21 protein-coding genes and 1 pseudogene are annotated in these 24,116 nt (G+C 71.6%); 17 read left to right on the top strand and 5 right to left on the bottom strand.

Translation table 11 applies throughout. The features are described 5' to 3' along the window. A complete protein-coding gene (gene galE / locus ABZ807_RS04535; protein ID WP_357153080.1) occupies positions 1-930 on the bottom strand; it encodes a UDP-glucose 4-epimerase GalE in 930 nt (309 codons plus the stop codon). Positions 931-1,158: 228 nt separating this feature from the next. On the opposite strand from galE, the gene ABZ807_RS04530 reads away from it, so the two are divergent. The 6 genes from ABZ807_RS04530 (at position 1,159) to ABZ807_RS04505 (ending at position 5,765) form a co-directional block, all read left to right on the top strand. Beyond that, entirely contained in the window at positions 1,159-2,172 is a 1,014-nt protein-coding gene (locus ABZ807_RS04530; RefSeq protein WP_357152777.1) for a hemolysin family protein, read from the top strand. A 33-nt stretch (positions 2,173-2,205) separates the two neighbouring features. Continuing rightward, the gene (gene trpS, locus ABZ807_RS04525) at positions 2,206-3,231 is read left to right on the top strand and encodes a tryptophan--tRNA ligase (RefSeq protein ID WP_357152775.1); all 1,026 of its coding nucleotides are present in this window, start codon (positions 2,206-2,208) and stop codon (positions 3,229-3,231) included. Positions 3,232-3,275: 44 nt separating this feature from the next. Continuing rightward, on the top strand, positions 3,276-3,821 hold the full coding sequence (locus tag ABZ807_RS04520) for a 2'-5' RNA ligase family protein (protein WP_357152773.1): 546 nt from the start codon (positions 3,276-3,278) through the stop codon (positions 3,819-3,821). 57 nt (positions 3,822-3,878) lie between these two features. Further along, entirely contained in the window at positions 3,879-4,814 is a 936-nt protein-coding gene (locus ABZ807_RS04515; RefSeq protein WP_357153078.1) for a YihY/virulence factor BrkB family protein, read from the top strand. A 1-nt stretch (position 4,815) separates the two neighbouring features. Beyond that, positions 4,816-5,184 carry a GntR family transcriptional regulator gene (locus ABZ807_RS04510; RefSeq protein ID WP_357108151.1) on the top strand — a complete coding sequence of 123 codons (369 nt, stop codon included), beginning with the start codon at positions 4,816-4,818 and terminating at the stop codon, positions 5,182-5,184. A 134-nt stretch (positions 5,185-5,318) separates the two neighbouring features. Next, positions 5,319-5,765 (top strand): hypothetical protein, encoded by a 447-nt coding sequence (locus tag ABZ807_RS04505; protein ID WP_357152771.1) that lies wholly within the window; start codon positions 5,319-5,321, stop codon positions 5,763-5,765. Positions 5,766-6,007: 242 nt separating this feature from the next. Here ABZ807_RS04505 and ABZ807_RS04500 read toward each other — a convergent pair whose 3' ends face one another. Together ABZ807_RS04500 and ABZ807_RS04495 are read right to left on the bottom strand one after the other, a co-directional pair. After that, positions 6,008-7,645: a glycoside hydrolase family 13 protein gene (locus tag ABZ807_RS04500; protein WP_357152769.1), complete on the bottom strand. Its 1,638-nt coding sequence runs from the start codon at positions 7,643-7,645 to the stop codon at positions 6,008-6,010. 200 nt (positions 7,646-7,845) lie between these two features. After that, positions 7,846-8,955, bottom strand: coding sequence for a LacI family DNA-binding transcriptional regulator (locus ABZ807_RS04495; protein WP_357152766.1), 1,110 nt, complete (start codon positions 8,953-8,955; stop codon positions 7,846-7,848). A gap of 197 nt (positions 8,956-9,152) precedes the next feature. Between ABZ807_RS04495 and ABZ807_RS04490 the strand changes: the two genes are divergently transcribed. The 4 genes from ABZ807_RS04490 to ABZ807_RS04475 all read left to right on the top strand — a co-directional run bounded on the left by ABZ807_RS04490 (position 9,153) and on the right by ABZ807_RS04475 (position 14,989). Continuing rightward, positions 9,153-10,403, top strand: a complete 1,251-nt coding sequence (locus tag ABZ807_RS04490; RefSeq protein WP_357152764.1) for a maltose ABC transporter substrate-binding protein — start codon at positions 9,153-9,155, stop codon at positions 10,401-10,403. After that, on the top strand, positions 10,403-12,043 hold the full coding sequence (locus tag ABZ807_RS04485) for an ABC transporter permease subunit (RefSeq protein WP_357152761.1): 1,641 nt from the start codon (positions 10,403-10,405) through the stop codon (positions 12,041-12,043). Before ABZ807_RS04490 ends, ABZ807_RS04485 begins: the two co-directional genes overlap by 1 nt. Continuing rightward, positions 12,040-12,942 (top strand): sugar ABC transporter permease, encoded by a 903-nt coding sequence (locus ABZ807_RS04480; RefSeq protein ID WP_357152759.1) that lies wholly within the window; start codon positions 12,040-12,042, stop codon positions 12,940-12,942. Before ABZ807_RS04485 ends, ABZ807_RS04480 begins: the two co-directional genes overlap by 4 nt. Before the next feature lie 235 nt (positions 12,943-13,177). Continuing rightward, complete coding sequence (locus ABZ807_RS04475) at positions 13,178-14,989, top strand: glycoside hydrolase family 13 protein (protein ID WP_357152756.1); 1,812 nt, start codon at positions 13,178-13,180, stop codon at positions 14,987-14,989. A gap of 63 nt (positions 14,990-15,052) precedes the next feature. Here ABZ807_RS04475 and ABZ807_RS04470 read toward each other — a convergent pair. Continuing rightward, positions 15,053-15,298, bottom strand: a pseudogene (locus ABZ807_RS04470) (TetR family transcriptional regulator C-terminal domain-containing protein); the annotation flags it as partial. A gap of 338 nt (positions 15,299-15,636) precedes the next feature. Between ABZ807_RS04470 and ABZ807_RS04465 the strand changes: the two are divergent. Both ABZ807_RS04465 and ABZ807_RS04460 read left to right on the top strand, forming a co-directional pair. Beyond that, complete coding sequence (locus ABZ807_RS04465) at positions 15,637-16,278, top strand: hypothetical protein (protein ID WP_357152754.1); 642 nt, start codon at positions 15,637-15,639, stop codon at positions 16,276-16,278. Between the two features lie 56 nt (positions 16,279-16,334). Then, on the top strand, positions 16,335-16,676 hold the full coding sequence (locus ABZ807_RS04460) for a hypothetical protein (RefSeq protein WP_357152752.1): 342 nt from the start codon (positions 16,335-16,337) through the stop codon (positions 16,674-16,676). On the opposite strand, the gene ABZ807_RS04455 is transcribed toward ABZ807_RS04460, so the two are convergent. Continuing rightward, positions 16,627-17,925, bottom strand: coding sequence for a transposase (locus ABZ807_RS04455; RefSeq protein ID WP_357152749.1), 1,299 nt, complete (start codon positions 17,923-17,925; stop codon positions 16,627-16,629). The two genes, ABZ807_RS04460 and ABZ807_RS04455, sit on opposite strands and share 50 nt — an antisense overlap. Before the next feature lie 34 nt (positions 17,926-17,959). Here ABZ807_RS04455 and ABZ807_RS04450 point away from each other — a divergent pair, with 34 nt between their 5' ends. The 5 genes from ABZ807_RS04450 (at position 17,960) to ABZ807_RS04430 (ending at position 24,020) form a co-directional block, all read left to right on the top strand. Next, complete coding sequence (locus tag ABZ807_RS04450) at positions 17,960-18,133, top strand: type II toxin-antitoxin system prevent-host-death family antitoxin (protein ID WP_357152746.1); 174 nt, start codon at positions 17,960-17,962, stop codon at positions 18,131-18,133. Between the two features lie 360 nt (positions 18,134-18,493). After that, positions 18,494-19,561 carry a BMP family ABC transporter substrate-binding protein gene (locus tag ABZ807_RS04445; RefSeq protein ID WP_357153075.1) on the top strand — a complete coding sequence of 356 codons (1,068 nt, stop codon included), beginning with the start codon at positions 18,494-18,496 and terminating at the stop codon, positions 19,559-19,561. 200 nt (positions 19,562-19,761) lie between these two features. Beyond that, positions 19,762-21,405, top strand: coding sequence for an ABC transporter ATP-binding protein (locus tag ABZ807_RS04440; RefSeq protein WP_357153072.1), 1,644 nt, complete (start codon positions 19,762-19,764; stop codon positions 21,403-21,405). Then, positions 21,402-22,736: an ABC transporter permease gene (locus ABZ807_RS04435; protein ID WP_357152744.1), complete on the top strand. Its 1,335-nt coding sequence runs from the start codon at positions 21,402-21,404 to the stop codon at positions 22,734-22,736. Before ABZ807_RS04440 ends, ABZ807_RS04435 begins: the two co-directional genes overlap by 4 nt. A 3-nt stretch (positions 22,737-22,739) precedes the next feature. Next, complete coding sequence (locus ABZ807_RS04430) at positions 22,740-24,020, top strand: ABC transporter permease (RefSeq protein WP_357152741.1); 1,281 nt, start codon at positions 22,740-22,742, stop codon at positions 24,018-24,020. The last annotated feature ends 96 nt before the right edge of the window (positions 24,021-24,116 follow it).

Genomic DNA, 24,116 nt, shown 5'->3' with positions numbered 1-24,116 from the left:
TCACCGCTGACCCAGCACGTGCGCCCGGTAGAAGGCCCAGGCGTCGCCGACCATGTCGTGCAGGGTCGGCTTCTCCGGCGTCCAGCCCAGCTCCTCGCGGGCCAGCGCCGAGGAGGCGACCAGCTCGACCGGGTCGCCCTCGCGGCGCGGGGACACCTCGACCGGCACCGGGTGGCCGGTGACCTCGCGGACCACGTCGACCACCTGCTTGACGGTGAAGCCGTTGCCGTTGCCCAGGTTGTAGATCCGGTGCCGGCCGGGCACGGCGGCGCTGAGCGCCAGCAGGTGGGCCCGGGCCAGGTCCGCCACGTGGATGTAGTCGCGTACGCAGGTGCCGTCGACGGTGGGGTAGTCGTCGCCGAAGAGCTGGAGCTTCTCCCGCCGGTCGGCGGCGACGTCCAACGCGATCGGGATCAGGTGGGTCTCCGGGTCGTGCCGCTCGCCGAGCGCGACGTCGCCGCGCAGGTACGCCCCGGCGACGTTGAAGTAGCGCAGCGAGACGGCGGCCAGGTCGTGGGCGATCGCCTCGGAGGTGAGCGCCAGGTCGACGGCGAGCTTGGTGGCCCCGTACGTGTTGGTGGGGGCCTTGACGGCGGTCTCCGGGATGGGCAGCTCGGTCGGGTTGCCGTAGACGGCGGCGGTGGAGGAGAAGATCAGCCGGGGCACCCGGGCGGCCCGGACCGCGTCGATCAGGGCGATCGAGCTGACGGTGTTGGCGTGCCAGTACAGCTCCGGCCGGACCATCGACTCGCCGGCGGCGATCAGCGCGGCGAGGTGCAGCACCCCGTCGAAGCCGGCCTCGGGGGTGAGCACCCGGGCGGCCTCGTGGACGGGCAGGTCGACGTGGGTGGCCTCGGGCGCGAGCGCCGCCAGGTGGCCGGTGCGCAGGTCGTCCAGGACCGTCACGTCGTGGCCGTTGTCGAGCAGCATCCGGGTCACCACGCTGCCGATGAAGCCAGCGCCGCCGGTGACGAGCAGTTTCACGTCGGGTCCTCCTGCCTGGCCGCGTCCCGTCGCGGCCGTTCGTGATCACCCTACGGCCGCACGCAGTGCGCGCGCTCAGCGTCGCGGCCCACATCATTCCATCATGAACCTTCACGACTGAACAGATACGAACATCGGCCGCCGTCGGTGACCCGCAGCCTTACCATCACTTCCATGCGGGAAGCGGGCGGTCCCGGGCTGCGCCGGCGCGCGTCGGGGCAGGCCCGACGCCGACCCGGGCCGGTCGCCCGGACGGTCGCCCGGCTCGTGGTCCGCGCCGCCGACGGCGCCATCCGCCGCGTCACCGACCTGCTCGGGGCCAGCCCGGCGGCCGGTCGGGAACGGATCAGCGAGGACGAGTTGCGCGACCTGGTCGCGGCCAACACCCTGCTCGACCCGGACGAGCGGCGGATCATCGACGAGGTGCTGGTCGCCGGCGCGAGCCTGGTCCGCGAGGTGATGATGCCCCGCACCGAGGTCGTCTTCCTCTCCGCCGGGCTGAGCATCGCCGAGGCCGAGCGGGTGGTCCGGGCCGAGACGCACACCCGCTACCCGGTGGTCGACGGCACCCACGACGACGTGGTCGGCTTCGTGCACCTACGGGACGTGCTGCTCCGCCCCGACCTCGACCCGTGCACCACCGTCGGCGAGCTGACCCGCGAGGTCAAACAGCTGCCGGGCAGCAAGCGGGTGCTCGCCGCGCTGACCGAGATGCGGCGGGAACGGCACCACCTGGCGGTGGTGGTCGACGAGTACGGCGGGACCGCCGGCATCGTCACCCTGGAGGACCTGATCGAGGAGCTGATCGGGGAGATCCACGACGAGTACGACGCCGCCCCCGAGCCCGTGCACGCCGGCCTGCCCGCCGTGGTGGACGGCCGGCTCAACCTCGCCGACTTCGCCGAGCGCACCGGGGTGCCACTGCCCGTCGGGCCGTACGAGACGGTCGGCGGCTACCTGATGGCGGCGCTCGGCCGGCTGCCGGTGGCCGGCGACGAGGTGCCGGTGTCCCCGGCCGACGCCGCCGCGCCGGACGAGCCGGTCGGCGGCTGGCTGCTGCGGGTGCTGGCCCTGGAGGGGCGCCGGGTGTCCCGGGTGGCGGTCTCCGCCGCGCGCCTGCCCGAGCAGCGACGCGAGGTCACCGCCCCCGCCGGGCCGGCGGCGAGCCGACCCGCCGGCCCGTCATGACGTACGCCCGGCGTTGCTGACAGAATTGCCGGCATGTCCGACGTTCCCGCACGGCCACGCGTCTTCTCCGGCATCCAGCCGACGGCCGACTCGTTCCACCTCGGCAACTACCTCGGCGCGGTGCGGCACTGGGTGGCGCTCCAGGAGACCCACGAGGCGTTCTACTGCGTGGTCGACCTGCACGCGATCACCGCGGGACACGACCCGGCCGTGCTGAAGCAGCGGTCCCGGGTGGCCGCCGCGCAGCTCTTCGCGGTGGGGCTCGACCCCGACCGCAGCGCCCTCTTCGTCCAGTCGCAGGTGCCCGAGCACTCGCAGCTGGCCTGGGTGCTGGGCTGCATCACCGGCTTCGGCGAGGCCAGCCGGATGACCCAGTTCAAGGACAAGTCGCAGAAGCAGGGCAGCGAACGGGCCAGCGTCGGCCTCTTCACGTACCCGATCCTGCAGGCCGCCGACATCCTGCTCTACCAGGCCGACGCGGTGCCGGTCGGCGAGGACCAGCGCCAGCACCTGGAGCTCTCCCGCGATCTGGCCCAGCGGTTCAACTCGCTGTTCGGCCCGACCTTCACGATGCCCGCGCCGCACATCGTCAAGGACACCGCGAAGATCACCGACCTGCAGGACCCGACGGCCAAGATGTCCAAGTCGTCCTCCTCGCCGGCCGGCATCATCGACCTGCTGGAGGATCCGGCCCGCTCGGCCAAGAAGATCCGCTCAGCGGTCACCGACACCGGCCGCGAGATCGTCTTCGACACCGAGACCAAGCCGGGCGTCTCCAACCTGCTGACCATCTACTCGGCGCTCTCCGGTCGGGGCATCGACGACCTGGTCGCCGCGTACGCCGGCAAGGGCTACGGGGACCTCAAGAAGGACCTCGGCGAGGTGGTCCGGGAGTTCGTCACCCCGATCCAGGAGCGCACCAACGCCTACCTCGACGACCCGGCGCAGCTGGACAAGCTGCTCGCGGCCGGCGCGGAGAGGGCCCGCGCGATCGCCGGGCCGACGCTGCGGGCGGCGTACGACCGGATCGGGTTCTTCCCGCCGGTCCGCTTCGAGTAACGGCCCCGGGGCTGACGGGTACGGGTGGAGGGGTGGCGCGGAGCGTGGAGCGCAGGGACGGGGCGCCGGTGGCCGGCGGCACCATCCAGATCGGGATCGCGGTGGACGTCCCGGAGCCGTGGGGCGGCATGCTCACCCGGCGCCGGGTCGAGGCGGGCGACCCGCAGGTGGTTCCGGCGCACGTGACGCTGCTCGGGCCCACCGAGATCCCGGTGGCGGCGCTGCCGGCGGTCGAGGAGCACCTGGCCCGGGTCGCCGCCGCGCACCTGCCGTTCACCCTGCACCTGCGGGGCACCGGCACGTTCCGGCCGGTGACCCAGGTGGTCTTCGTGGCGGTGGCCGCCGGGATCAGCGAGTGCGAGGTGCTCGCCGCCGCCATCAACGCCGCGCCGGAGCTGCACCGGCAGGCCCGCTTCCCGTACCACCCGCACGTCACCGTCGCGCAGGACGTCGCGCCCGACGCGTTGGACCGGGCGTACGAGGACCTGGCCGACTTCTCGGCCATGTTCGAGGTCGACTCGTTCACCCTCTTCTCGCACAGCGGCGAGACCCGGTGGCAACCGCGCCGGGACTTCCGGCTCGGCGGCTGACCGGGGCCGGGTGGCCACATGCCCGCCAGCGGGCGGGAGATCGGCGAGGATGACGTGGTGGACGCGTGGGGCCGGCTGACGGCCGGGATCGACCGCCGGTTCACCGCGGCCCGGCACCGGTGGCCCCGCTTCGACCACCTGTGGCGGGCGATCGACCTCTACGGGAACGTGCTGGGCGGACGGCTGGCCGCGGCGATCGCCTACTACGGCTTCTTCGCGGTCTTCGCGCTCGCCCTGGTGGCGTACTCGATCTTCGGGGCGATCGTGGAGGACAACGACGACGTCAGCGCGGCCGCGGCCGGCTTCCTGCGGGAGAACCTGCCGTTCCTCGACCCGGCGAAGATCGCGGAGAGCAGCAACGCGGTCGGGGTGGCCGGCCTGGTCATCCTGGTCTTCACCGGGATCGGCTGGGTGGAGGCGATCCGCTCCTCGCAGCGGCTGATGTACGGCTTCAACCAGCAGCCCGGAAACCTGGTGGTGCGCCGCCTGGTCGACCTGGGCGTGCTGGTGCTGGTCTTCGTGATGCTCGGCGTGTCGGTGGTCGCCGTCGACGCCCTGGAGTCCCTGCTGCGCTTCCTGCTGCGGGCCACCGGCTCGGTCGGGCTGACCACGGTCAGCGCGGTGCTCAGCGTGCTGGTCAACGCGGTGCTGGCGACGGCGCTGCTGGTGGCGGTGCCCCGGCTGCGGATGAGCCGCCGGCGGCTGCGGCCGGTGGTGCTGATCGTCGCGGTGGGGATCACGCTGCTCAACACCGTCGGGCGCTACTACGTGGTGCGCACCGAGCGGAACCCGGCATACACGGTGGTGGCCGGTGCGGTGGGGCTGCTGCTCTACCTGTACCTGCTCAACCAGATGGTGCTCTTCGGCGCGGCGCTCGCCGCGACCAGCCGGCACGGGCGGGTGGTCGACCTCTCCGACGGGCCCGTCCCGGCGGACCTCGACGTCGAGCTGGAGCCGGACACCGGTCCGGGTACCCCGGGAGGAGCGGGCTGACGTGCTGATCGAGATCGACCCGGGGTCGACGGTGCCCCCGTACGAGCAGGTACGCGGGCAGTTGGCGGCGATGGTGGGCGACGGGCGGCTGCCGGTGGGCACCCGGCTGCCCCCGGTGCGCCAGTTCGCCGCCGAGCTGGGGCTGGCGGCGAACACGGTGGCCCGGGCGTACCGGGAGCTGGAGGCGGCCGGGCTGCTGGAGACCCGGGGGCGGCACGGGACGTACGTCGCGCCGGGCCGCGACGACGCGACCGACCGGTTGCAGCGGGCCGCGGCCCGGTACGCCGACGAGGCGGTGCGGCTCGGCGTGCCGCCGGACCGGGCGCTGGCCCTGGTCCGCGCCGCCCTCGACGCCGCCCGACCGGGCTGAGCCGCACGGCCGGGACCTGGGCGGAGCCGCACGGCCGGGACTGGGCGGAGAGGTCAGGAAAACCGACGATGCGCGAACCGGCAGTTGCGGCAAATGCCACTCACCTCTCCGCCGTGACCGGCCATGATGAGCGCGTGGGCGCACTCGTGACGTTGGACCTGCCGGACGACTCGCCGATGCTCGGCCTGCCGTGGATCATCACGTTCGGCCCGCTCGGCGACCCGGCGGAGTGGGAGCCCGTGGTCTGCGGCCCGTACGAGCGCCCGCACGCGCTGGCCCTGGCCGAGGCGGTGGTGGCCGAGGAACAGCTGATGGCGGTGGTCGAGCCGTTGGTGCCGGCGTTGTCGGCCGACGAGGTGCGCGGCGAGATCGCCGCCGCGCAGCTCGCCGCCGCGGACGAGGCAGCCCGGATCGACGAGTCCGATCTCTACGGTGACTTCTCCGACGTCATCGACGAGGAGTTGGAGCAGGCCGCCGCGCGGGAGGAGCACCCGGCCGAGCCGCTGCCCGCGCCCAGCGAGGAGGAGCTGCGGGCCGGCTTCGACCGGATCGCCGAGCTGCTGCGGCGTAAGGGCCGCTGACCCGGTGCGGCCGGTCCAGCACGCAGACTCGCCGCGGTCCGGGTCGGCCGGCACGGCGAAGCCTTCGTCACCCCAGGTCGGCGTCCTCGACGCCGATCGTCCGAGACGGACACCGGCGCCCCGGGGAGCGGACCCCCCGAGGCGCCGGTGCCACCTCACCCCCCACCACAAGGGGTCGGCAGCCCAGTCGCCCGTCGGCGCGGGGCACAACGGACGACCAGGTCAATGGCGGGTTACCCGGCTCAGCGCCGTTGGAACCACGCAGCTGCGTCCACCGGCAGGAGATGACCCGATCCCTGCTCGGTGAGTTCCTCGCTCGCGACGGCCGGCCGGCCGTACCCCTCGACGAGGGCCGGGGCGCCGCTGATGTTGACCACGCAGGTCAGCGTGGTGCCACCGGCGGAGCGGCGGAAGGCCAGCATGCCGGGCCCGGCCTCCAGCCAGGTCACCCCGTCGGTCGTGCCGGCCAGCGCCGGGTGCTCGTGCCGGATCCGCAGCGCGGCGCGGTAGAGCTCCAGCGTGGAGCCGGCGACGCCGGTCTGGGCGGCCACCGAGAGGGCACGCCAGGTCGCGGGGGCCGGCAGCCAGCTCAGCTCGCTGCCGGCCGGGCCGAAGCCGTATGGGGCCAGCTCGCCGCTCCACGGGATGGGCACCCGGCAGCCGTCGCGGCTCTGCCCGGTACGCAGGAACGCAGGGTCCTGGCGCAGCTCGTCGGGGAGGTCCAGCACCTCCGGCAGGCCCAGCTCCTCGCCCTGGTAGACGTAGGCGCAGCCGGGCAGGGCCAGCATCAACAGGGCGGCGGCCCGGGCCCGGCGCAGGCCGACCTCGCCGTCGCCGTACCGGGTGACGTGCCGCTGCCGGTCGTGGTTGGAGAGCACCCAGGTGGTCGGGGCGCCGACGATGGTGGACTCCGCCAGCGCGGTGTCGATGACCTTGCGGAACGAGTCGGCCGACCACGTGGCGTCGAGGAAGTCGAAGCTGAACGCCTGGTGCAGCTCGTCCGGGCCGATGTAGCGGGCCAGCCGCTGCGGGGTCTCCGCCCAGGCCTCGGCCACGGCCATCCGGCCGCCGGGGTAGCTGTCCAGGATCGGCCGCCAGGCCCGGTAGATCTCGTGTACCTCGTCCTGGTCGAAGTAGGGCAGGCTGCCCTTGCCGAGCAGTTCGGACTGGCGCTGGCCGGTGCTCATCGTACTGAAGCCGACGTCCGGCAGCCCCTCGGCCTTGATCATCCCGTGTGCCACGTCGATCCGGAACCCGTCGACGCCGCGGTCCAGCCAGAAGCGGAGCACGTCGGAGAACTCGGCGCGCACCCGTGGGTGCCGCCAGTTCAGGTCCGGCTGGGCCGGGTCGAACAGGTGCAGGTACCACTGGCCGTCCGGCACCCGGGTCCAGGCCGGGCCGCCGAAGATGCTCTCCCAGTCGTTCGGGGGCCGCTCGCCCCGCTCGCCCTTGCCGTCGGCGAAGAGGTAGAACTCCCGCTCCGGCGAGCCCGGGCCGGCGGCCAGCGCGGCCTGGAACCAGGGGTGCGCGCTGGAGGTGTGGTTGGGTACCAGGTCGACGATGATCCGCAGCCCCAGGGCGTGCGCGTCGGTGATCATCGCGTCGAAGTCGGTGAGCGTGCCGAACAGCGGGTCGACGTCACGGTAGTCGGCGACGTCGTAGCCGGCGTCGATCTGCGGCGAGGTGTAGAAGGGGGTCAGCCAGAGCGCGTCGACCCCGAGGTCACGCAGGTACGGCAGCCGCTCCCGGATGCCCCGGAGGTCACCCACGCCGTCGCCGTCGGCGTCGGCGAAGCTGCGGACGTAGACCTGGTAGACGACCGCGGACCGCCACCAGTCGTCGTCGGAGGTCGGCGGTGCCGGATTGGTGGCGTCGGTCATCGGTGACGATCCCCGTTCTGTGGAGCACCCGGAGTGGGCCCGGAGGCGCGGGTGTCAGAGCAGAATGCCGCCGGTGGCTGCAAGAGTCAAGCATTCCTTGCGCAAGAAATGCTGTGGTCCGCTCTCAGGGCAGGGCGGCGACTCGTGCGAGCGCCACAACTCGGGACGGCTGGGGTCGGGCGGGGGAGGGCGAGCGCGAGTCAGGCGGGGACGACGAGCGTGGGCGGCGCCGGCCGCTGCCGCGCCCCACCCGGAGCCGGGGTGCGCGCCCCACCCGGAGCCGGGGTGGTGCCGGCCGGGCGGACGACCGCGGTGGAGCCCCGGACCACCAGCTCCGGGCGGAACAGGTACTCCGAGTGCGGCGCGGCGTGGCCGTTGATCTCGTCGACCAGGGCCCGCACCGCGGCGACCGCCATGGCGGCGACCGGCTGGCGCATGGTGGTCAGCGGCGGGTCGGTGAAGGCCATCAGCGGGGAGTCGTCGTAGCCGACCACGGAGAGGTCCCGCGGAGCCGACATGCCGCGCTGCCGGGCCGCCCGGATCGCGCCGAGCGCCATCAGGTCGGAGCCGCAGACGACGCCGGTGACCCCGCGCTCGATCAGCCGGCCGGCGGCTGCCTCGCCGCCCTCCACACCGAAGAGCGAAAGTTCGGCCAGCTCCTCCAGGTCCAGCTCGGTCGCGTCGGCCAGCCGGGTCATCGCGGTACGCCAGCCGGCCACCCTGCGCTGCACCGGGACGAACCGGTCCGGGCCGGTGATCAGGCCGATCCGGCGGTGGCCGAGCGCGACCAGGTGGGCGACGGCCAGCTCGGCGGCCTCGCCGTCGTCGCAGGAGACGAAGGGGGCGGCGATGTTCGGGACGTACCCGTTGATCATGACGACGGGCAGCGGGCGGGCGATCAGCGCGCGGTACCGGTCGTGGTTGGCGGCGGTGTCGGCGTGCAGGCCGGAGACGAAGACGATCCCGGAGACCTGGCGGTCCAGCAGCATCTCGACGTACTCGTCCTCGGTGACCCCGCCGGGGGTCTGGGTGCACAGCACCGGGGTGAACCCGCTCTGGGCCAGAGTGGACTCGATGACCTGGGCGAACATCGGGAAGATGGGGTTGTCGAGTTCCGGGACGACCAGCCCGACGAGCCCGGCGCTGCGCTTGCGCAGCCGGGCGGGGCGTTCGTAGCCGAGCACATCGAGGGCGGTGAGGACGGCCTGCCGGGTCTCGGGGGCCACGCCGGGGCGGTCGTTGAGCACCCGCGACACCGTGGCCTCGCTGACTTCGGCCTGCTGGGCGATGTCGGACAGTCGAGCGCGCATGGCGGCACTTTAGCTCACGAGCAAGTTCTTGCGTACACTGCTGCAAGCCCTTCCATTCTCTGCAACGTCTTGCTAGCGTCCCCGCAACACGCGAGGCAGCGGCGCAGCACCCTGGCGCCGATTGGCAAGAACGTACAGAGGTTTCCACTGGCGGGCCGCCCTTCCCCCGGCGGGCCGCCACAACGACAGGAGTACCGATGCGCATCCGTACCGCGGGTGTGGTCGCCGTTCTCGGTCTGGCGCTCGCCGCGTCCGGCTGCGGCGACAACAGCAAGGACGAGCCGGCCGCGAAGGAATCCCCCAAGGCCGCGAGCGGCAAGCTCGTCATCTGGGCCGACGACAAGCGGGCCGCGGCCCTCAAGCCGTTCGGTGAGAAGTTCGGCCAGGAGAACGGTGTCACCGTCGAGGTGCAGGCCGTCTCCAAGGACCTGCAGACCAACTTCGTCACCGCCTCCCAGCAGGGCAGCGGCCCGGACGTCGTGGTCGGCGCGCACGACTGGATCGGCAACCTGGTGCAGAACGGCGCCATCGACCCGGTGCAGCTCGCCGCCGAGCAGAAGAGTGGCTTCAACGAGACCGCCGTCAAGGCCGTGACCTTCAACGGTCAGCTCTACGGCGTCCCCTACGCCACCGAGAACATCGCGCTGATCCGCAACACCGAGCTGGCCCCCGAGGCACCGAAGACGATCGAGGACCTGGTCGCCACCGGCAAGAAGCTCAAGGCCGAGAAGAAGGCCAGCGAGATCCTCTGCCTCCAGTCCGGCCAGAACGGCGACGCGTACCACATCTACCCGCTGTACACCTCCGGCGGTGGCTACCTGTTCGGCACGGCGGCCAACGGCGACTACGACCCGAAGGACCTGGGCGTGGGCAAGCCGGAGTCGATCGCGGCCTTCCAGAAGATCGCGAAGCTCGGTGAGAAGGGCGAGGGCGCGCTCAAGCGCTCCATCACCGGCGAGAACTCCATCGCCACCTTCACCGGCAAGAAGTGCGCCTTCCTGGTCTCCGGCCCGTGGGCCATCGCCGACGCCAAGAAGGCCAACATCTCCTACGACATCTCCCCGGTCCCCGGCTTCGCCGGTGGCAAGGAGGCCCAGCCGTTCGTGGGCGTCCAGGCGTTCTACGTGGCCGCCAAGGGCCAGAACAAGGCCCTGGCCCAGGAGTTCGTCGCCAACTACGTGACCAAGCCGGAGCTGGCTGTCGCGCTGTACCAGGCCGAGCCGCGCCCGCCGGCGCTGACCGCCGCCTTCGACCAGGTCAAGGGCACCGACCCCGACCTGGGCAAGTTCCAGGAGGCTGGCAAGAACGGCCACGTGCTCCCGGCGATCCCGGCCATGGCCGCGATCTGGGACCCGTTCGGCAAGGCGGAGGCCGCCGTCATCGGTGGCGCCGACCCGGCCACGACGATCACCTCGGCCGGCAAGACGATCGCCGGCCAGATCAAGTAATGAGCGCGTCGCTGTCCGACCCGGGGTCTGCCACGCAGGCCCCGGGCCGGGGGCCCGTCCGCTCCGGGCTCCCGCGCACGTCCCGTGACGCGCGGCACCACGCGCCGATCACCCTGACCGGCCTGCTCGTCAAGGTGGTCCTGCTCGGCCTGGTGGCCGGGATCGCGACCTGGGCGGCGTTCCCGCTCATCGAGGCCGAGAAGTGGGTCGGGCTGGGCATCCTGTCGGTCACCACCGTCGGCCTCTTCTACCTGTACCTCACCCGCCGGCACATCCCGGCGAAGTACCTGGTCCCCGGCACGATCTTCCTGATCGCCTTCCAGGTGTTCCCGGTGCTCTACACCGCGAGCACCGCGTTCACGAACTTCGGCGACGGCCACCGCGGCGAGAAGTCCGACGCGATCGTCGCCATCCAGAGCTCCTCGGTGAAGCAGGTCCCCGGCTCCACCGAGTACGCCCTCTCCATCGCCACCAAGGGCGACCCGGCCACCGCCCCGCTGGTCTTCCTGGTCACCGATCCGAAGACCGGCACGGTCTCCGCCGGCGACGCCGGCGGGCTGACCCCGCTCGACGCCGCCGACGTGACGGTGGCGCCGGGCGGCAAGGTCACCGCCGCCGAGGGCTACCAGGTGCTCAACTTCAGCCAGGCCAGCACCCGCAGCAAGGAGATCACCGACCTGGTGGTCCCGACCTCCGGCGGCGCGCTGCGCTCCTCCGGCCTCTCCCGGGCGTACGAGGGCAAGGCGCTCCGCGCCTACGACGCCGGGTGCGACTGCATCAAGGACACCGAGACCGGCAAGACCTGGGCGGCCGACGAGGAGCTCGGCGCGTTCGTCGCCGCCGACGGCGAGCAGCTGGCCCAGGGCTGGAAGGTCGACGTCGGGCTGAAGAACTTCGACCGGGTGCTCACCGACCCGGCCATCTCCGGTCCGTTCTTCGGCACCCTGGTCTGGAACTTCGCCTTCGCGATCGGCTCGACCGGCGGCACCTTCCTGCTCGGGATGGCCATCGCGCTGGCGCTGCATTCGCCCCGGATGCGTGGCACCAACCTCTACCGGATCCTGCTGATCCTGCCGTACGCCATGCCGTCGTTCGCGATGCTGCTGGTCTGGCGGGACATGTTCAACACCGACTTCGGCCTGATCAACAACCTGTTCGGGCTCGGCGTGGACTGGTTCGGGCAGGACTGGTCCGCCCGGATCGCGGTGGTCCTGGTGCAGCTCTGGCTGGGGTATCCGTACATGTTCCTGGTCGCCACCGGGGCGCTCCAGGCGATTCCGCGCGAGCTGACCGAGGCCACCTCGGTCGACGGGGCGTCGCCCTGGCAGTCCTTCCGCGCGGTCACCCTGCCGCTGCTGCTGGTCGCGCTCTCCCCGCTGCTGATCTCGTCGTTCGCGTTCAACTTCAACAACTTCAACGCGATCTACCTGACCACGGAGGGCGGGCCGTTCCCGGCGGACAACCCGACCTCGGGCGCGACGGACCTGCTGATCACGTACACCTACCGGCTGGCCTTCGGCGCCCAGGGCGCCCAGTTCGGCCTGGCGGCGGCCGTCTCGATCTTCATCTTCACAATCGTCGCGGTGGTCTCCGCGGTCAGCTTCTCGCGGACCCGCAAGCAGGAGGAGGTGTACACGTGAGCATCCACGCGGACGCCCCGGTCGCCAACCGCAACGCGGCCGGCAGGCGGAAGAGCCGCTGGTTCGCCCAGGTCGGCTGGCGGCACGTGGTCGGGGTGCTGGCGGTGGCGTTCAGCCTCTTCCCGATCCTGTTCGTACTCTCGGCGGCGCTCAACCCGCTCGGCACCCTCTCCTCCACGGACCTGGTGCCGACCAGCGGCGTGTCGCTCGAGAACTTCACCAACCTCTTCGACCGCACCCCGTTCGGGTGGTGGTTCCTCAACTCGCTGATCATCGCCGGCGTGGCCAGCTTCGCCTCGATCTTCCTGTCGTCGCTGGCGGCGTACGCCTTCTCCCGGATGCGCTTCGCCGGCCGCCGGATCGGGCTGCTCTCATTGCTGCTGATCCAGATGTTCCCGCAGTTCCTGGCCATCGTGGCGATCTTCCTGATCTTCACCACGGTCTCCGATCTGTGGCCGGCGATCGGCTTCAACACCCCGTGGGGCCTGCTGCTGCTCTACCTGGGTGGCGCGCTGGGCGTGAACACCTGGCTGATGAAGGGCTTCTTCGACACGCTCCCCCGGGAACTGGACGAGTCGGCCACCATGGACGGCGCCACGCACGCCCAGGTCTTCTTCCGGATCATGCTGCCGCTGGTGGCGCCGATCCTGGCGGTGACCGGGCTGCTCGCCTTCATCGGCACGATCAACGAGTTCCTGATCGCCAACGTGTTCCTCACCAACTCCGAGTCCAAGACCCTGGCGGTCGGCATGTTCGGACTGGTGGCCGGCGAGCGCAACAACAACTTCGGGATCTTCGCGGCGGGCACCCTGCTCACCGCCGTCCCGACGGTGCTGGTGTTCCAGTTCCTCCAGCGGTACATCGTCTCCGGGCTCACCGCCGGATCCGTCAAGGGGTGAATCGGAGGGGTGGCCACTCGCCGCGCGGCGCGGGGTGAGTGGTCCGGGTCCGCCGAGCGGCGGGGCCGCCTGCCGAAAGGTGGGACCACACCTCCGATGGCAGTTCGCACGCTGCGGCAAGGGCGTCGGGTCGACGTACACCGGAGCAGTCACGGGCCGACCGCCGCGACCGGGAGAGCGGTCGCGGCGGGTGACCCCTCTCTCTCCCCGTCCCACCGACGCGAAAGGTCGCTCCATGTTCCTGCAGCCGCACCACGACGGATCCGCCCTCCACGTACCCGAGCAGGAGCCCGCGCTCGGTCAGACCGTGCCGGTCTTCGTCCGCGTCCCGGCCGGCGCCGACGTGCGGACCGTGCACGTGCGGACCACCGGCGACGGTGAGCCCCGGTTCGCCGAGGCCATCGTGGACCGGCGCGCCGGCGGCGACGTCTGGTGGCGGGCCGACGTCCAGGTCCGCAACCCGGTCAGCAACTACCGCTTCATGCTCTCCGGGGCGACGGGCCACCGCTGGCTCAACGCCGCCGGCGTGGTCGCCCACGACGTGCCGGACAACGCCGACTTCAAGCTGGTCAGCTACGCCCCGCCGCCCGCCTGGGCGCGGGACGCGGTGATCTACCAGATCTTCCCGGACCGGTTCGCCCGCTCCGCCGCCGCCGCCGGTCGCACCCCGCCGGACTGGGCCATCCCGTGCGACTGGGACACCCCCGTGATCGGCCGTGGGCCGGAGACGCCGTACCAGTTCTACGGCGGTGACCTGGACGGCGTCACCGAGCGGCTGGATCACCTGGCCCGGCTCGGCGTGAACACCCTCTACCTCACCCCGACCTTCCCGGCCCGATCCAACCACCGGTACGACGCGGCCAGCTTCGACACCGTCGACCCGCTGCTCGGCGGGGACGCCGCGCTGGCCCGGCTCGCCGACGCGGTCCACTCCCGGGGCTGGCGGCTGCTCGGCGACATCACCAGCAACCACACCGGCGACGCGCACGAGTGGTTCACCACCGCCGTGGCCGACGTGCGCGCCGCCGAGCGGGAGCTGTACTACTTCGACGAGGCCACCGGCGACTACGAGTCCTGGAACGGGGTCACCTCGCTGCCGAAGCTGAACTGGGGCAGTGCCGAGCTGCGCCGGCGCTTCGCCACCGCCGAGGACTCGCTGCTGCGGCGTTGGCTGCGCCCGCCGTACGGGCTGGACGGCTGGCGGGTCGACGTGGCCAACATGACCGGCCGGCGGGGCGCGGACGCGTACACCCACGAGGTGGCGCGGCTGCTGCGCGAGGTGGTCGCCGACACCCGCGCCGACGGACTGCTGCTCGCCGAGCACGGCCACGACCACACCGGCGACCTGGACCGCGACGGCTGGCACGGGACGATGAACTACGTCGGCTTCACCGACCCGGTCTGGTCCTGGCTGCGGCACGGTGAGGAGCCGGTGCCGAACTTCCTCGGCACGCCGGGCGGGGTGCGGCGGCGGGACGCCGAAGCGGTGCTGGCCACCATGGACACCTACCGGTCGCTGATCTCCTGGCGCTCGTACATCCACTCGTGGCAGTTGCTCGGCTCGCACGACTCGGCCCGGATCCGCACCGTGGTCGGCGACGCCGCCCGGCAGGAGGTGGCCGCCGGCCTGCTCGCCACCATGCCGGGCACCCCGGTGGTCTTCGCCGGGGACGAGCTGGGGCTGACCGGCACCAACGGCGAGGGCTCGCGTACCCCGATGCCGTGGCACCGGCCGCAGAGCTGGGACCAGGCCACCTTCGCCGCGTACCGGGGGCTGCTGGCGCTGCGACGCGACGAGCCGGCGCTGCGCCACGGCGGCCTGCGCCGGGTGCACGCCGACGCCGACACCCTGGCCTTCCTTCGCGAGGCCCCGACCGGCGCGGTGCTGGTGCTCGCCCGCCGCGCTGCCGGCCGGCCCGTCCGGCTGGCCGGCCTGACGGCGGGGGAGAACGCGTACGGCGGCGCCCCCGCCCTGCGCCCCGATGCCGACGGCACGGTCACCCTCCCCGCCGACGGCCCCACCTTCCAGGTCTGGCGTCTGTCCTGACTTGGGCCCCGGCCCGGCGATCCCGCGCTCGCGGGCCCGTCCCCGGCACGTCGGGCGGCCGGGTCAGGCCGTGCCGGGGCCGAGCAGGGTGCGGACGCCGGTGAGGTAGGTCCGGCGGTCGGGGCGGCCGGTGAGCACCTTCTGCACGAGGTAGCCCGGGACCAGGCCGAACAGCGCGGCGGCGACGGCGTCCGGGTCGGCGTCGGGGGGCAGTTCGCCCGCCTCCCGCGCCCGCCGCGCCAGCAGCGCGAAGCGGTCGCGGAAGCCGGTGTACGTGGCGCTGCACGAACGCGGCCAGCGCCGGGTGGCGCTGCGACTCGCCCCACACCTGGATCGCCAGGCGGAGCACGCCGTCCTCGCCCGCCTGGGCGTCGACGTAGGTCAGCGCCCGGTCCAGCGCCTCGACCAGGGGCAGCGGTGGCTCGGCGGCGGCCAGTTCGGCGAAGACCGCGTCCGCCCCGCCGATCACCGACTGGGCGATCGAGGTGATCAGGTCGTTCTTGCTCGGGAAGTAGCGGTAGACCGCGCCCACCGACAGCCCCGCCTCGGCGATCACGTCCTGCATCGAGGTGTTGTGGAAGCCGTCGCGCACGAAGCAGCGTCGGGCCGCGTCGAGGATCTGCTGCGCCCCGGCCGCGAGCCCGACCGTGGCGGCCCTGCTCGCCGAGGCCGCAGCCGAGTTTTCCGGCGAGCGGGTGCCGGTCACGGCGGTGGTGCCGGTCGACCCGGACGACCCGCGGGGGGCCGGCTTCGCCGCCGGGTTCCTGCCGTTCGCGCTGACCAGCCTGCTCGCCGGCGTCCTGCTCACCGTCCTGGTCCCCGGCCGGCGCGCCCGGCTGGTCGGGCTGCTCGGCTACGCCCTGCTCGCCGCGCTGGCCGGCACGGCGGTGCTGCACGGCTGGCTCGGGGTGATCGGGGGCGACCTCGCGGCCGAGGCTGGGGCGATCGGACTCTTCGCGCTCGCCGCCGCCGGTGTCGTCGCCGGGCTGGGCGCGCTGCTCGGCGGCCCGGGGCTCAGCCTCGGCGCGCTGCTGGTCTTCCTGGTGGGCAACCCGCTCTCCGCGGTCAGCGCCGCGCCGGAACTGCTGCCGCAGCCGTGGGGCACCGTTGGGCAGTTCCTGCCGGTGGGGGCCGGCGGGACACTGCTCCGCTCGGCCACCTTCTTCGACGGCGCCAGCGCGGCCCGGTCGGTCGCCGTGCTGGCCGGCTACGCGGCGATCGGGCTCGTCCTGGTGCTGGTCGGTCGCGCTCGCGCGCCCCGGCCGACCGCCAGCGAGATCACGGTATGAGCTCAGCCGGTGGGCTGCCTACTACAAACTGTCGTTGATGGGGGAGGATGGCTCGCGTGGAAGCTCTTCGGCTGGTACTTCTCTACGTTCATCTGATCGGGTTCGCGCTGCTGCTCGGCGGCGCGATCGCCCAGTACGTCAGCGGGCGGCTGCGGATCAACGCGGCCATGCTCTGGGGCTCGGTGATCGGTCTGCTCACCGGCATCGGCCTCGCCGCGCCGCTGCGCGACGGCGACGAGCCCGCACCCGCGAAGCTTGTTACCAAGTTGGTGTTGGCTCTGCTGATCTTCGTCATGGTCTTCTTCTCCCGTAAGCGGGAGCAGGTCGCCCGCGGCCACTTCCTCGCGATCATCGGGTTGACCCTGCTGAACGCCGCTGTGGCGGTGTTCTGGCGTTGACGTTCTCTCCGCCCTGAAGGACGGAGATTCCCTCCACGCTGCGCGTCGGACACGCGGCGTCCGGGTTGATTACCGCTTCGCCGCGCGGTGCCGCCATCGCTGGTGGTCTGACCCGCGCTCCACGGTCGTTTGAGTTGTCCGCCCGTCCGGCGGCCAACACGTTGATGGCGGCGTTGGCGTCCCGGTCGTGGGCTGCTCCGCAGGGGCAGTCCCACGCCCGGACGTTGAGCGTCATCTTGTCGTTGATGCGCCCACAGTGAGAGCACATCCGGGTGGACGGAAACCACCGGTCGATCTTGGCGAAGGTGCGTCCGTACCGGGCGGCCTTGTACTCCAACATGCCGGTGAACGACGCCCAGCCGGCGTCGTGCACGCTCTTGGCGAGCCGGGTCCGGCCGAGACCGGCGACGCACAGGTCCTCGACGTACACCGCTTGGTTGTCGCGGATGATCCGTGTCGAGAGTTTGTGCTGCCAGTCCCGCCGGGTGTCGGCCACCCTGGCGTGCGCCTTCGCCACCCTGACGGCGGCTTTCTTGCGTCTGTTCGATCCCTTGGTCTTGCGGGACAGGTCCTGCTGCAACCGCTTGAGTTTGCGGGCCGCCCGGCGCAGGAACTTCGGCGCCGCCACCTTCGTGCCGTCCGACAGCACCGCGAAGTGGGTCAGCCCCAGGTCGATACCCACCTCGGACTCCACCTCGGGCAGCGTTTCGTCCTGGATGGTGCTGACGACAAACGAGGCGAAGTACCGCCCGGCTGCGTCCCGGATGATCGTCACGGACGACGGGTCGGATGGGAGCTGCCGGGACCAGCGAACGGGAAGGTCGCCGACCTTCGGCAGGCGCAGCCGACCGTTGCCGAGGACGGCGAAGCGGGCGTTCCTGGTGAAGCGGATCGTTTGCCGGTTGTCCTTGCGGGACCGGAACCGTGGCGGCGCCACCTTGCGGCCCCTGCGCTTACCGGTGACCGAGGCGAAGAAGTTGCGGTACGCGGTATTCAGGTCGGCGAGGGCCTGCTGGAGCACGACCGAGGACACCTCGGCCAGCCACGCCCGCTCCGGTGTCGCCTTGGCCAGGGTGATGACCTGCTTGGACAGGTCCCCGTCCGACAGGTACTTCTCGCCGTTCTCCCGGGCTGTCTGCCGTGCGCGCAGCCCGTCGTTGAACACCACCCTGGCGCACCCGAACGCCCGCGCCAGCTCTTGCTGCTGGCCGGGCGTCGGGTAGACGCGGTAGTTGTAACGGAGCCGCACAACGGAAAGTGTACACAGGGGTTACTATGTGAGCATGAGTGACACCCCACACGAGATCAGCGTCCGCGAGCTTCGCCAAGCCCTCGCGGGCACCTTGAACGATGTCACCGTCCGAGGACGCATCATCTACGTCACCAACCACGGCCGCCGCATCGCCGCCATCGTACCGGTGCCGATGGCCGAGCAGATCGACCAACCGCCGAGCTAGAGCATTGCTCGGCCCTTGGCGGCCCTCCCAGCACGGGCCTTCACCCCAGCCCTGAAGGGCAAACCACTGGCCTGCACCTCGGTAGCCGTCCGGACCGCCCGGGTCCCGGGGAAAGGGACGTTCGGGACAGCAGGCGGGTCCTTTACCAGCACGCTGAGTGATCTGCCCCACGCCAGGGTTACGCCGGGATAACAGGCGTTCAACAGTCGGGCACGATTGGCGGCCGGTGGGTGGACGCGGGCGTACGCTCCCGTCCGTAACGTGGGATGCCGGCAGCACAGCGCTCGCCGGTTCAAGGGCTGCCACCGCACGAGGCGCGGTGTGCAATGGGAAGGAGACGTCTTGCGCTCTGTGCGTGGGATGCGGATCGCCTCCGCCGTCGTGGCGGGTGGGCTCGTGCTGGGCGCCGCCGCGTGTGGTGAGGCCCCCAAGGACGACAACAACGCCGGCAGCGGCGCCAAGAAGTACAGCGCCTGCATGGTGACCGACACCGGCGGCATCGACGACAAGTCGTTCAACACCTCCGCCTGGAAGGGGCTCCAGGAGGCGAAGAAGGCGAACGACAACATCGACATCAAGTACGTCGCGTCGAAGGCCGAGGCGGACTACGAGGTCAACCTGACCGGGTACGTCAACCAGAAGTGCGACTTCATCCTGGCCGTCGGTGGCCTGATGACGGACGCCACCAAGAAGGCCGCCGCCGCGAACCCGAACCAGCAGTTCGGCATCGTGGACGCCAACCCGGGCGTGGACAACATCTACCCGATGCAGTTCGACACCACCCAGGCCGCCTTCCAGGCCGGCTACCTGGCCGCCGGGATGAGCAAGACCGGCAAGGTCGGCACCTACGGCGGTCTGCCGATCTCGCCGGTGACCATCTTCATGGACGGCTTCGCCGACGGCGTGGCGTACTACAACAAGACCAAGAGCAAGAACGTCCAGGTGCTCGGTTGGGACAAGGCGACCCAGAAGGGCTCCTTCACCAACGACTTCACCAAGCAGGACGAGGGCAAGAAGGTCTCCGACGCGCTGGTCGCCCAGGGTGCGGACATCATCATGCCGGTCGCCGGCGGCGCCGGCCTCGGCACCACCGCCGCGGCCCAGGCCTCGGGCGGCAAGTACTCGGTCATCTGGGTGGACGTCGACGGCTGCGAGAGCACCCCGAACTGCGCCACGCTGCTGACCACGGTCGTCAAGAACATCCCGGGCTCCGTCAAGGACGCCGTGCTCAAGGCCGCTGGTGGCGAGAAGCTCCAGGCCAAGCCGGGCTACGTCGGCGACCTGGCCAACGGCGGCGTCTCGATCGCCCCGTACCACGACTTCGACAGCAAGGTCCCGGCGGACCTCAAGGCCGAGGTCGAGAAGATCAAGGCGGACATCGCCGCCGGCACCATCACGATCACCTCGAAGGCCCAGCCGACCAACTGACCGCCTGCCCGGCCGCCGCGATGAGATCATCGGCAGCGGAGGCCGGCGGGCGCCAGGCATGACGATCGGCCGCCTCGGCGTACGTGGGACGACCCGTGTGCGCCGGGGCGGCCGATCCGCTCCACCCGCGCGGCCGGCCCCCGTCGGCCAGCCGACCAAGCAGCTAGGCTGCACCATCGCTCGCACTCCAGGAGGTTGCGCTGAGACTCGAACTGCGCGGCATCACCAAGCGGTTCGGTGATCTGGTCGCCAACGACCACATCGACCTGACGGTGGAGCCTGGAGAGATTCATGCCCTGGTCGGCGAGAACGGCGCCGGCAAGTCGACCCTGATGAACGTGCTCTACGGGCTCTACCAGCCCGACGAGGGCGAGATCCTGGTTGACGGCCAGCCGCTGAAGCTGAAGGGTCCGTCGGACGCGATCGCGGCCGGGATCGGCATGGTGCACCAGCACTTCATGCTGGTGCCGGTCCTCACGGTCGCCGAGAACATCATGCTCGGCGCGGAGCAGGTCAGGGGCGGCATCGCCGGCTTCCTGGACCGCCGGCGGGCCCGCCGCGAGGTGGCCGACGTCTCCGAACGGTACAACCTGCGGGTCGACCCGGACGCGGTGATCGAGGACCTGCCGGTCGGGCTCCAGCAGCGGGTGGAGATCGTCAAGGCGCTCACCCGCGACGTCGACCTGCTCATCCTGGACGAGCCGACTGCGGTGCTCACCCCGCAGGAGACCGAGGAACTGCTCACGGTCATGCGGTCGCTCAAGGCAGCCGGCAAGTCGATCGTTTTCATCACCCACAAGCTCGGCGAGGTCAAGGCCATCGCCGACCGGATCACCGTGATCCGGCGCGGCAAGACCGTCGGCACGGCCTCCCCGGAGGCGAGCCGGGACGAGTTGGCCGCGCTGATGGTGGGGCGCAGCGTCCGGCTCACCGTGGACAAGCAGCCGGCCACTCCCGGCAAGCCGATGCTCCAGGTCTCCGGCCTGGTGGTCGACGACGACCGGCGGATCCGCGCGGTCGACGGCGTCGACCTGACCGTGCACGCCGGTGAGGTGCTCGGCGTCGCGGGCGTGCAGGGCAACGGCCAGACCGAGCTGATCGAAGCGATCATGGGTCTGCGCCCGATGCTCGCCGGCACGGTCACCCTCGACGGCCAGGCGGTGCACGGCTGGTCCACCAAGAAGGTGCTCCGCGCCGGCGTCGGCTACGTCCCCGAGGACCGCAGCGTCGACGGCCTGGTCAAGGAGTTCTCCGTCGCGGAGAACCTGGTCCTGGACATCTACGACCGGCCGCCGTTCGGCAAGGGCCTGGCCCTCAAGCCGGACGCGATCGCGAAGTCGGCGAAGGAGCGGATCGAGCAGTTCGACGTCCGTACCTCCTCGGCCGACGCCGCGGTGGGCACCCTCTCCGGCGGTAACCAGCAGAAGGTGATCGTGGCCCGGGAGCTGTCCCGGCCGTTGAAGCTGCTGATCGCCGCCCAGCCGACCCGGGGTGTGGACGTCGGCTCGATCGAGTTCATCCACAGCCGGGTGATCCGCGAGCGGGACGAGGGCACCGCGGTCATGCTGGTCTCCAGCGAGCTGGACGAGGTGATCGGCCTGGCCGACCGGATCGCGGTCATGTACCGCGGCCGGATCATCGGCATCGTGGGCGCGGACACCCCACGTGAGGAGATCGGCCTGCTGATGGCCGGCATCACCCCGGACGCCGCCGGCGAGACCGCCGGGGCGACCCCGACCGGCGGCGCGGCCACCGCGGCCGACGCCGCCAGCGGTACGGCCGGCGAGCCCGGCGGCGCCGTGGCCCCGGCCCCCGAGGGCCCTGGTAACGAGGACGAGGCATGAGCAACCCCAACCCGGCGTCGTCGGGTTCCCCGGACAAGGAGCCGGCGACCGAGGCGCAGGCGGCGCGGACCGCGGGCGGCAACACCGACCGCGACGCGACCATGACCGCCCCGAAACAGCCCGCGGAGCAGCCCCGGCCGACCCTGGGCCGGCTCTTCCTGACCAACCTCTGGGCCGCCAACACGGTCACCGTGACGGTGCTCGCGCTGCTGCTGGCGATGGTGGTCGGGGCGATCCTGATCATCGTTTCGGATCCGGAGGTGCTGGCCACCTACAGCTACATCACCGCCCGGCCGGGCGACGCGATCAACTCGAGCTGGACGGTGGTCAGCGAGGCGTACGCGAACCTGTTCAAGGGCGCCGTCTTCGACCCCGAGGCGCGCGGCTTCCAGGCGGCGCTGAGCCCGATCTCCGAGACGCTCACCTACACCGCGCCGCTGGTCTTCACCGGCCTGTCGGTCGCGCTCGCCTTCCGGGGTGGCCTGTTCAACATCGGCGCCCAGGGCCAGGCGACCATGGGTGTCATCCTGGCCGCGGTCGCCGGCTTCGCCCTGCCGCTGCCGCCGGTGGTGCACCTGCTCGTCGCGGTGATCGCCGGTGCCGCCGGTGGCGCGATCTGGGGCTTCATCCCCGGCATCCTCAAGGCGCGGACCGGCGCGCACGAGGTGATCAACACGATCATGCTGAACTACGTCGCGGTCTACTTCCTCTCCTGGATCATTATCCAGAACGGGGTGCAGAACCCGAACCGGTCGGACGCGATCAGCAAGCCGGTCGACGCCTCCGCCCAGCTGCCCCGGCTGCTCGGCGACAACCTGCGCGTGCACGCCGGCATCCTGATCGCGGTCCTGGCCACCTGGTTCGTCGCCTGGCTGCTCAACCGCTCCACGTTCGGCTTTGAGCTGCGGGCCGTCGGCGCCAACCCGGACGCCGCCCGGACCGCCGGCATCAGCGTCACCCGGACGTACGTCCTGGTCATGGTGCTCGCCGGCCTGCTTGCCGGCCTCGGCGGCAGCCAGATGGTGCTGGGTTCGACCGCGAACGCGCTGACCCCGCAGGTGGTCGCGCAGATCGGCTTCGACGGCCTCCTGGTGGCGCTGCTCGGCCGGGTGAAGCCGTGGGGCGTGCTGATGGCGGCACTGCTCTTCGGCGCGCTCCAGGCCGGCGGCAACCGGATGCAGTCGTACTCGGGGATCTCGCTGGAGCTGGTCACCGTGCTCCAGGCGCTGATCGTCATCTTCATCGCCGCACCGGCCCTGGTGAAGGCGATCTTCCAGCTCCGGGCCGCCCGCGCCGCCCGGTTGCAGACGAGCCTGGCGAAGGGCTGGTAAGGCATGTCCACCATGGCTGTCCCCGACGTCGCCGTCGCACAGGTCGACGAGGGCTTCTGGACGCGCAACCGCAAGATCGGTGCGGTCCTGCTGGCGCTGGGCGTGCTCGCCACGGTGCTCTTCGGGTCGCTCGCCACCGGCCAGCAGGCGCGTTTCACCCTCAGCGAGACCGAGGGCGGTGCGGCGCTGGAGATCAACGGCACGGTCGGCGCGATCCTCTTCGGGATCATCGCCGCCGCGGCCGGGGCCGCCCTGCTGGCCGGGATCCCGAAGCGCTGGTTCACCGTGGCGCTCGGCGTCGGGCTGGTCGCGTTCGTGCTGAGCTTCCTGTGCTGGCAGGTGTCGGCCGCCCCCGAGGGCCGCAACTTCATGCCGCTGGTCAACATCGTCCGGGGCACCTTCGTCCTGGCGCTGCCGCTGATCTTCGGCGCCCTCTCCGGTGTACTCTGCGAGCGTTCCGGCGTGATCAACGTGGCGATCGAGGGGCAGTTGCTGATGGGCGCCTTCAGTGGCGCGCTCTTCGGCAGCCTGTTCCACAGCGTGTGGGTGGGCCTCGTCGCCGCGGCGATCGGCGGGGCCTTCATCTCGCTGCTGCTGGCGGTCTTCTCGATCCGCTACCTGGTCGACCAGGTGGTCATGGGCGTCGTGCTGAACCTGCTGGCGGTCGGCGTCACCGGCTTCCTCTACGAGCGGCTGATGCAGGCCAACGCGGAGAAGTACAACAGCGCCCCGCGCTTCACCGCCTGGGAGATCCCGCTGCTCAAGGACATCCCGGTGATCGGGCCGGCGCTGTTCCGCGGCAACCTCTTCCTCTACCTCGGACTGCTGCTGGTGCTGGTCATCCACATCGGGCTGTTCCGCACCCGGTGGGGCCTGCGGACCCGCTCGGTGGGTGAGCACCCGACCGCGGCGGACACCCTCGGCGTCAAGGTGCTGAGGCTGCGCTACCGCAACGTGCTGGTGGCGGGCGTGGTCGCCGGCATCGGCGGTGCCTCCTACACGCTGGCGCACTACAGCTTCACCAAGAACATGATCGGCGGTAAGGGCTTCATCGCCCTGGCCGCGCTGATCTTCGGCCGGTGGAGCCCGACCGGGGCGCTGCTCGCGGCCCTCTTCTTCGGCTTCGCCGACCAACTCGCCACCTACCTCGGCGCGATCGGCAGCAGCATCCCGAGCCAGTTCCTGGCGATGCTGCCGTACCTGGCGACGATCCTGGCGGTGGCCGGGCTGGTCGGCCGGGTCCGGGCGCCCGCTGCAGACGGCAAGCCGTACGTCAAGGGCTGAGCCCTGAGCGCAGTCGTGCCCGGCGGGGGATTTCCCGCCGGGCACGGCCGTTTACGCCGACGCCGGGGTCGAGGCGACGGGTCGGGGCTGAAGCCT

The sequence above is a fragment of the Micromonospora sp. NPDC047548 genome (genome assembly GCF_040642975.1).
Classification (GTDB): domain Bacteria; phylum Actinomycetota; class Actinomycetes; order Mycobacteriales; family Micromonosporaceae; genus Micromonospora.
The sequence above is the reverse complement of the archived record's forward strand: the minus strand, read 5'-3'. Positions and strand labels throughout refer to the sequence as shown.